This is a genomic window from Streptomyces regalis, assembly GCF_001509475.1.
Classification (GTDB): domain Bacteria; phylum Actinomycetota; class Actinomycetes; order Streptomycetales; family Streptomycetaceae; genus Streptomyces; species Streptomyces regalis.
Genome location: NZ_LLZG01000122.1, coordinates 1 through 6,912 on the forward strand (window position 1 = coordinate 1; position 6,912 = coordinate 6,912).

General features: G+C 70.3%; 6 protein-coding genes, 1 other RNA gene and 2 pseudogenes. 2 read left to right on the plus strand and 7 right to left on the minus strand.

Translation table 11 applies throughout. From position 1 onward, the window contains the following. The 6 genes and pseudogenes from ADL12_RS56485 to ADL12_RS18100 all read right to left on the minus strand — a co-directional run. Window positions 1-171, minus strand: a pseudogene (locus ADL12_RS56485) (short-chain dehydrogenase); the annotation flags it as partial. Between the two features lie 173 nt (window positions 172-344). Next, the gene (locus ADL12_RS58470; protein ID WP_425265109.1) at window positions 345-461 is read right to left on the minus strand and encodes a Mu transposase domain-containing protein; all 117 of its coding nucleotides are present in this window, start codon (window positions 459-461) and stop codon (window positions 345-347) included. A gap of 846 nt (window positions 462-1,307) precedes the next feature. Continuing rightward, an RNA gene (gene rnpB / locus ADL12_RS18090) (RNase P RNA component class A) lies at window positions 1,308-1,713 on the minus strand. 103 nt (window positions 1,714-1,816) lie between these two features. After that, window positions 1,817-2,596 (minus strand): annotated as a pseudogene (locus ADL12_RS58475) (DMT family transporter); the annotation flags it as partial. A gap of 19 nt (window positions 2,597-2,615) precedes the next feature. Continuing rightward, entirely contained in the window at window positions 2,616-3,446 is an 831-nt protein-coding gene (locus ADL12_RS18095; RefSeq protein WP_062703696.1) for an AraC family transcriptional regulator, read from the minus strand. 42 nt (window positions 3,447-3,488) lie between these two features. After that, window positions 3,489-4,067, minus strand: a complete 579-nt coding sequence (locus ADL12_RS18100) for a Uma2 family endonuclease (protein ID WP_062703697.1) — start codon at window positions 4,065-4,067, stop codon at window positions 3,489-3,491. A 163-nt stretch (window positions 4,068-4,230) separates the two neighbouring features. Here ADL12_RS18100 and ADL12_RS18105 point away from each other — a divergent pair, with 163 nt between their 5' ends. Both ADL12_RS18105 and ADL12_RS18110 read left to right on the plus strand, forming a co-directional pair. After that, window positions 4,231-4,992 carry a MerR family transcriptional regulator gene (locus ADL12_RS18105; protein ID WP_062703698.1) on the plus strand — a complete coding sequence of 254 codons (762 nt, stop codon included), beginning with the start codon at window positions 4,231-4,233 and terminating at the stop codon, window positions 4,990-4,992. After that, window positions 4,992-5,627 (plus strand): hypothetical protein, encoded by a 636-nt coding sequence (locus ADL12_RS18110; RefSeq protein ID WP_062703699.1) that lies wholly within the window; start codon window positions 4,992-4,994, stop codon window positions 5,625-5,627. The genes ADL12_RS18105 and ADL12_RS18110 overlap by 1 nt, the downstream gene beginning before the upstream one ends. On the opposite strand, the gene ADL12_RS18115 is transcribed toward ADL12_RS18110, so the two are convergent. Then, window positions 5,566-6,912: RNB domain-containing ribonuclease (locus tag ADL12_RS18115; protein ID WP_062703700.1), on the minus strand; the 1,347-nt coding region annotated here is incomplete at its 5' end. The two genes, ADL12_RS18110 and ADL12_RS18115, sit on opposite strands and share 62 nt — an antisense overlap.

Below are 6,912 nucleotides of genomic sequence, written 5' to 3' on the forward strand. Positions count from 1 at the left end.
GGTGACCTCCAGCGCCACCGGGACCGCATCGGGGTGCGTCACGCTGCGCGGGTCGCGGGCCGTGGCGTAGACCTTGCCGGCACCGCGTGCGTACAGCTCTTCCACCAGCGCCTTGCCGATGCCCCGGCTGCCACCGGTGACGAAGACGTTGGCGCCCTTCAAAGCGGTCATGACTGCCTCCACAAGAATCGAAAACCGATCGGTTTCCAACACGGTAAACCGATCGGTTTCCAGGCGCAAGTGCAAGCAGATACTGCTGCGAGTCGGTGAGGGTCTGGCGGCGGGCCCAACAGCGGGGATGGCCGGGCCACGACCTCGCCGCCCTGGGCAGGGCGATGACCTCGTCATTTGCCGCAGCGCACGGTCACCATCCCGCCGATCGCCGCGGGGTCGACGGAGTAGTCGCCGGTGTCGACACGGACGTAGTGGTCACGCCCAGGCGGATGTGGACCCGCCTCCAGGACGACGGGTCAACGGGCGGCAGTGCGAGCATCCTGGCCCGATCCGCCTCCCACCCGTCGCTCGGGCGGGTCCCCAAAGTGCGGCGGATGCGCCGGTTGGCGACCTTCAGCCAGGCGTCCAGCTGGGTGTTGAAGTCGTCGGGGCCGGTGAAGTGACGGCCCGACAGGAAGGGAGTCTCCAAATAGCCGTTGGCCCACTCGACCAGGCCTTTCACTTCTGGATCCCGGGACGGCAGAGGTGAATCCTGGTGGACAGCAGACACGGCGAACGCGGCGAGCTCGGAGGTGTCCCAGCCCCTGCCGACGCCGGCCTCGTTGCCCCAGACGCCAGTGATAAGCACGACGCATGACAAGGCCCTGACCGGCTCTTTCGCAGAGACGCTTCCGACAGAAGCCGTCTCTTGCGGCAACCACAGTCCTCAGGACCCTGATTCCAACCGCGGCACGCTGGGCAGCGACGCCCCGCCGACAGGGACGGGAATGCCATGGCTCACACCACCGGCTCCTGCCAGGAACCAGTGGTTCCCGGCAGGAGCAGGCAGCGAGACGCTCTCGCCAGTGATCACTTCTAACGTGCTCCGCTGCCGGACGCACCATCGGTGATCGAGTTCAGCCGGAGCGGATCGGTGAGAAGACACCCCGTACATGTACTTCCAATGCAGCCGGTGCCGAGATGTCTGCTACGGAGCGGCACCGGACCGCCCTTGACACCCGGAATGCCCGGATATACGGCATGGGCAGCATTCAGAAACGACGATACCTGTAGCGTGGATTCGACCCGGATTCGACCCCGAGGGTTTGTTCACCGAGTAAACATGCCCTCTGACCTGCGGAAATAAAGGGCGGCAGACGAGTCGGGCTGTACGCCGGGTTCTGTTCCCAGGGTTCCTCGCGGAGCCCCGGGCGACGGCCATCCATCTACGACCGGCGTTGCCGCCGGCCTCCTGCGGTCTACCCGCGGACTCGGGCGGGCAGCCCTCGAACGTCCGCGCAGAGCCGCCTTTTACAGCGGCCCCTCTTGACCTTGCTCCGGGTGGGGTTTACCTAGCTGCCCAGGTCACCCTGGGCACTGGTGGTCTCTTACACCACCGTTTCACCCTTACCCAGCGCCAAAGCGCTGGGCGGTTTGCTTTCTGTGGCACTGTCCCGCGGGTCACCCCGGGTGGCCGTTAGCCACCACCCTGCCCTGTGGAGCCCGGACGTTCCTCGGGAAGCCCCCTGAGGGACTCCACGCGGCCGCCCGCCCGGCTCGTCTGCCGTGTCGACCATGTTACCGGCCTGCGAGGGGCGGCGGTCGCCAGTACCGAGCCGGCAAGGATCAGGACGAACGCGGCCAGCACCCCCGCCGTGAGGGGTTCGTCCAGGAACAGCGCCCCCGCCGCCACCGCGACCGCCGGATTGACGTATGTGAAGACCGTCGCCCGCGTCGGGCCCACCTCCTTGATCAGCTCCAGGAAGGCCACGAAGGCGGCTGCCGTGCAGATCACGCCCAGGGCGGCCAGGGCCGCGAGGACCTCGGCCGAGGGGACCGAAGCCGGCCAGGTCAGTGCCGCCGCGGGGACGTACACCAGCGCCGCCAGCGTCAGGCAAGCCGCCGTGAGCTGGAGGGACGGTACGTCCCTGAGCCGGCGCGCCGCGATCAGCGGGGCCGTCGCGTAGCCCAGAACCGTCAGCAGTACCTCCGCCAGGGAGCGGGCGTCGCCGCCCGTCAGGTGCGGGACCGTGAGGGTCGCTACGCCGGCCAGGCCCAGGGCGAGGCCGGTCAGCCGTCGGACGCCGAGGTGCTCCGCGGAGCCGAAGAAGCGGGCCAGGGCCACGCCGACTATCGGTACGCCCGCGATCAGCAGGCCGGCCGTCGAGCTGGACAGGTGGCGCTCGGCGTCGGTCAGGGTCCACCAGGGGCCGATGATCTCTATGCACGCGAAGGCCAGCAGCGGCCGCCAGTGCCGGCGTACCGTCCGGATCAGGCCGCCCTGCCGGATCGCGAACGGCAGGAGCAGCGCGGCGCCCAGCGCGCACCGCGTGAACACCACGACCGACGGGGAAACCGCCTCCACCGCCACTTTGATCATCAGATACGGGATGCCCCAGACCACGCCCATCAGGGCGAACAGAAACCAGCCGCGTGCAGTCATGTGGCGAGTTTCGGCCGGGTCATGCTCCCGCGTCTTGAACGCTGTTGCGGTACGCCGCCGGGGTCACCCCGAGCACGCGGCGGAACCAGCGGGTGAGGTGGGCCTGGTCGGCGAAGCCGACCAGGGCGGCGACCTCCGCCGGGCGCAGACCCGTCTCGAGTAGGCCGCGGGCTCTGGTCACGCGGTACTGGGCGAGCCAGGCGTACGGCGGTACCCCCATCGCCGTACGGAAGGCGCGCAGGAGCTGGTAGCGGGACACGCCGAGGTCGGTGGCGAGGGACACGAGGGAGGGTGGGGCCGTGAGTTCGTCGGCGAGGCGGTCGCGGACAGCGTGCGCTATGTGGTCGGCGCCGGGAACCCTGTCGCTCGCCGCGCGGGCCGTCGAGTGTCGGCGGGCCAGGGCCGTCAGGAGCCAGGGGAGGCGGGATTCGACCTCCAAAGGGTCGGGGCAGGCGGCGAGTTCGGTGTGCGTGACGCGCAGGGCCGTGGCCAGTTCCGGGTCGTCGAGGAGGGGGTCGCGGAAGTGCGGGACGGCCGTGCCGAGGGTGCCGTCCGTCAGCAGCGACGTCTCGGCGTACAGGGCTCGGTAGGCGTAGCCGTCGGAGGCCGCCGGGCGGCCCGTGTGCATCTCTCCCGGTGCCAGTACGACGACCGAGCCGGGGCCGGGGCGGATGCGGCCGCCCCGGTAGTCGATGACCTCGCTGCCGCCGACGCATACGCCGATCGTGAACTCGTCGTGGGCGTGCGGGGCGTAGACGTGCCGCTCGAAGCGGGCGGTCAGCAGATCGAGCGGGGGTCCGCACCGGCCGAGCCGTGCCCTGGTCCACCTGGCCTGCTCGCGTGTGTTCACCCCGCACCCCCTTACGCTCCTAGGAGTGCAACGCGGGGAGCCTCAGAGAAAGTCCGCCGTGTCCAGCTCGATGGCGAACGGCTCTGGGAGGGCGAGGGGCTTGCCCAGCGGGCGGGTGCAGTGCTCGCGATAGTCGTCCTTCTCCGGCTCGCTGAACAGCGTGACCGACGAGGCCTCGCGGTCGACGAGCAGGTAGAGCGGGATACCGCCGCGGGCGTAGCAACGGCGCTTGGCCTCACGGTCGGCCTTGGGCTTGGTGGACGTCACTTCCAGGACCATGGCGACGCCGTCGCAGGGCATCCAGGAGTCGGCGCCTCGGTAGAGCCGCAGCTTCATGGGAGCGAACGTACCGTCCGGAATCACGTGATCCTTCGGGCAACCGCCCCCGCTCTGCAGCTTCAGCCCCTTGTTCCCGGAAAACTGCATGTCGGTCCGGGAGCGCCTGATCACCTGGTTCACGATCAGCCCGATGTAGTCCTCGTGATCCCCGTCCGGCGGCGGTGTCACAACGATCTCCCCCTCGATCAACTCGGCCCGGAAACCCTCCGGCGCGTCCAGGGCGAGAAAGCCCTCCAGCAGGACCTCTTCCTGCGTGAGCGGCTCATGGGCCATGGCAGTCATGTCACGCCCCTCCTTCTGTCGCTCGCCAGACTGAGACATCGGCTGATCACCTGTCCGTGAGATCGGGACCCGTTCCCTCGATCGTGGCACACCATCGTGATCGTCGGCAGGCGGCGAGCCGTCCGCTTGACCCTGCCGCAACGTCAACGTCTCTACTGATCCCATGCGGATCGGAGAACTCGCCGCCGCCGTCGGCGTCACCACGCGGACCGTGCGGCACTACCACCATCAGGGGCTGCTGCCCGAGCCCGAGCGGCGCCCGAACGGCTATCGGGACTACACACTGCGGCATGCCGTCGCCCTCGCGCGGATCCGGCGGCTGACCGAGCTGGGACTGGGGCTCGCGGAGGTGCGGGACGTGCTGGCCGAGGACGCCGGGAAGGATCTGGTCGAGGTGCTCACCGAGCTCGATGAGGATCTTGCCCGGCAGGAGTACGCCATCCGGGAGCGGCGGGCGCGGCTGCGGGCCTTGCTGGAGGCGGAGGGCGGGTTGCCCGCCGAGGGGCCCGTGTCGCCTCAACTGGCCGCGTTGTTCCAGGACATGGCTCATGTCGCCGAAGACTCACCCATGGCCGCCAAGGACCGCGAGATGCTCGCCTTGATCGAGACCACGGCGGGTCCCGAGGAACGGGAGCAGCTCCTGGGTGCACTGGAGGGTGCGCTCGCCCGGCCGGGCGGTCAGGAACGGGCCCTCGCCGCCTACGCCCTGCTCGACCAGCTCGCCGACGCCGACCCCGGCGACCCGCGCGTGGACGAGGCGGCCCGTGCCCTCGCCGACTGCCTGCCCCGCGACCTGTTGCCGGAGCCGCTGGAGGTCGACCCCGGCAACAGCTTCCTGCGCGCCTTCTACGCCGACTTCGCCCCGGCACAGGCGGAGGCCATCCGCCGCACGCTGCACCTCCTCACGGAAGGGGACGGGCCGTGATGCGGACCCCGCTCGTCCTCGCCCGGCACGAGCTGCGGCTGCTCGTCAGCCTCGCCCTGTGGGTGGCCCGGCGGCGGCACGAGACCGGCTCGGGCACCGCCTTCGGGTATGCGCGAGGCCAGGGACCGGTGATGTTCGGGCTCGCCTTCGTGTGCGTGGTCGAGTCGATCGCCATGGCCGTGCTGCTGCGGGACTATCCGGCCGTGCACCGGGTGGTGTTCATACTGGACGTCTACACGATCGTGCTCGTGGTCGGAATGCACGCGGCCTCCGTCGTACGACCGCATGTGCTCGACGCCGGCTCCCTGCGCATCCGGCGTGCCGCGCACGTCGATCTGCGCATACCGCTGGAGAAGGTCGACAGCGTGCGTCGCGAGCTGCGCACCACCCATCAGCGGGCCGACGGGGAACTCGATGTCGTCATCGGGGCGCAGACCTCCGTGACGCTCGAACTCACCGAGCCCGTCGCCCACTTCACCTCCCTCGGCCGCCGACGGGACGTCCGCCTCGTCCGCTTCCACGCCGACGACGCCGACCGCCTCGTAAGAGAAGTCCGGAGGGAAGTCCAAGCCGTCAGGCAGGCGCGAACCGCACCTTCGGCGCTCCCGTCGCCACTGCCGGATCAGCCAGCGTGAGGCGGACCGGGAGCCGCTCCCCCAGTGGCAGCGGGGACGAGCCCGGCCCTTCGATCCGGCCGATGACCGCCGGGGACTCCAACTGCACCACCCCGACGGCGGGTTGACGCTCGTGCACGTCCACCACCCAGCCGTCGAACACCTCCCCCACCCGGTCCTTCAGCAGCGCCGCCTCCACGATGTCCACGCACTCCCGCTCCACCCTGCCCGCGCGCCGGGTCCCCTCGGCCATCCGGGCGGGCAGCTCGTCGAGGGCGGCCACCACCCAGTCGGGCACCGCCTGACCGGCGGCGGCCGCGAGGCAGATCTCGGCGGCGTACCGGTCGGCGAGGCGGCGCAGAGGGGCCGTGCAGTGGGCGTAGGGGGCGGCCACCGCGGAGTGCGTGGTGATGTCGGGCAGGACACCGTCCCGGAAGACCGTGTAACCGGCGCCGCGCAACAGCGTCGTGCACTCCTGGAGGAAGGCCGCGTGGTGCGGGCGGTGCGGGTCGAGGGAACGGACCAGTTCGGCGTACGAGACGTGGTGCGGCCAGTCGATGTACAGGGCGCGGGCGGTACGGCGGAGGCGGCCGACCGCGCCGTCGGGGGCGGCGGGGAGGGTGCGCAGGACACCGGTGCCGCTCGCCAGCATCAGGTCGGCGGCGGCCATTCCGGTCAGCAGGGAGATCTGGGCGTTCCAGCCGTCGGCAGGGTGTGGTGCGCGGTAGGCGAGCTCATACGTGTGATCGCGGTAGTGGTGATCGCGGTCGTGGTCTCGGGCGTCGTCGTGCTCGATGATCTCCTGCTCGGGCACGTTGAGTGAGATCCCGCCGCGCTCCACCTCCAGCCGCTCCCGTAGCTCCCCGATCTCCTTCAGCAGCGCCAGCGGCTCCTCGGCGGTTCCGCCGTCGATCTGCTTCTGGACGCCGTCGTAGTCGAGCTTGGCCCGGCTGCGGACGAGGGCACGGCGGACGTCGACGGCGAGCGTACGGCCCTCCGCGTCGAGGTCGATCGTCCACAGGACGGCCGGGCGGACCTGGTCCGGGAGCAGGCTCGCCGCGCCCTCGCTCAGCACCTCGGGGTGCAGCGGGATCTTCTCGTCGGGGAAGTAGAGGGTGGTCACGCGCCGGTGGGTTTCGTGGTCGAGCGGGCCCGACGGTACGACGAAGGCGGCGACGTCCGCGATGGCGTACCGGACGCGGTAGCCGGTGCCCTGCGGGGAGAGGTGCATCGCCTGGTCGAGGTCGGTGGAGGTGGGAGGGTCGATGGTGAAGAAGGGGATGTCGGTGGCGTCGTGGGGAGGGAG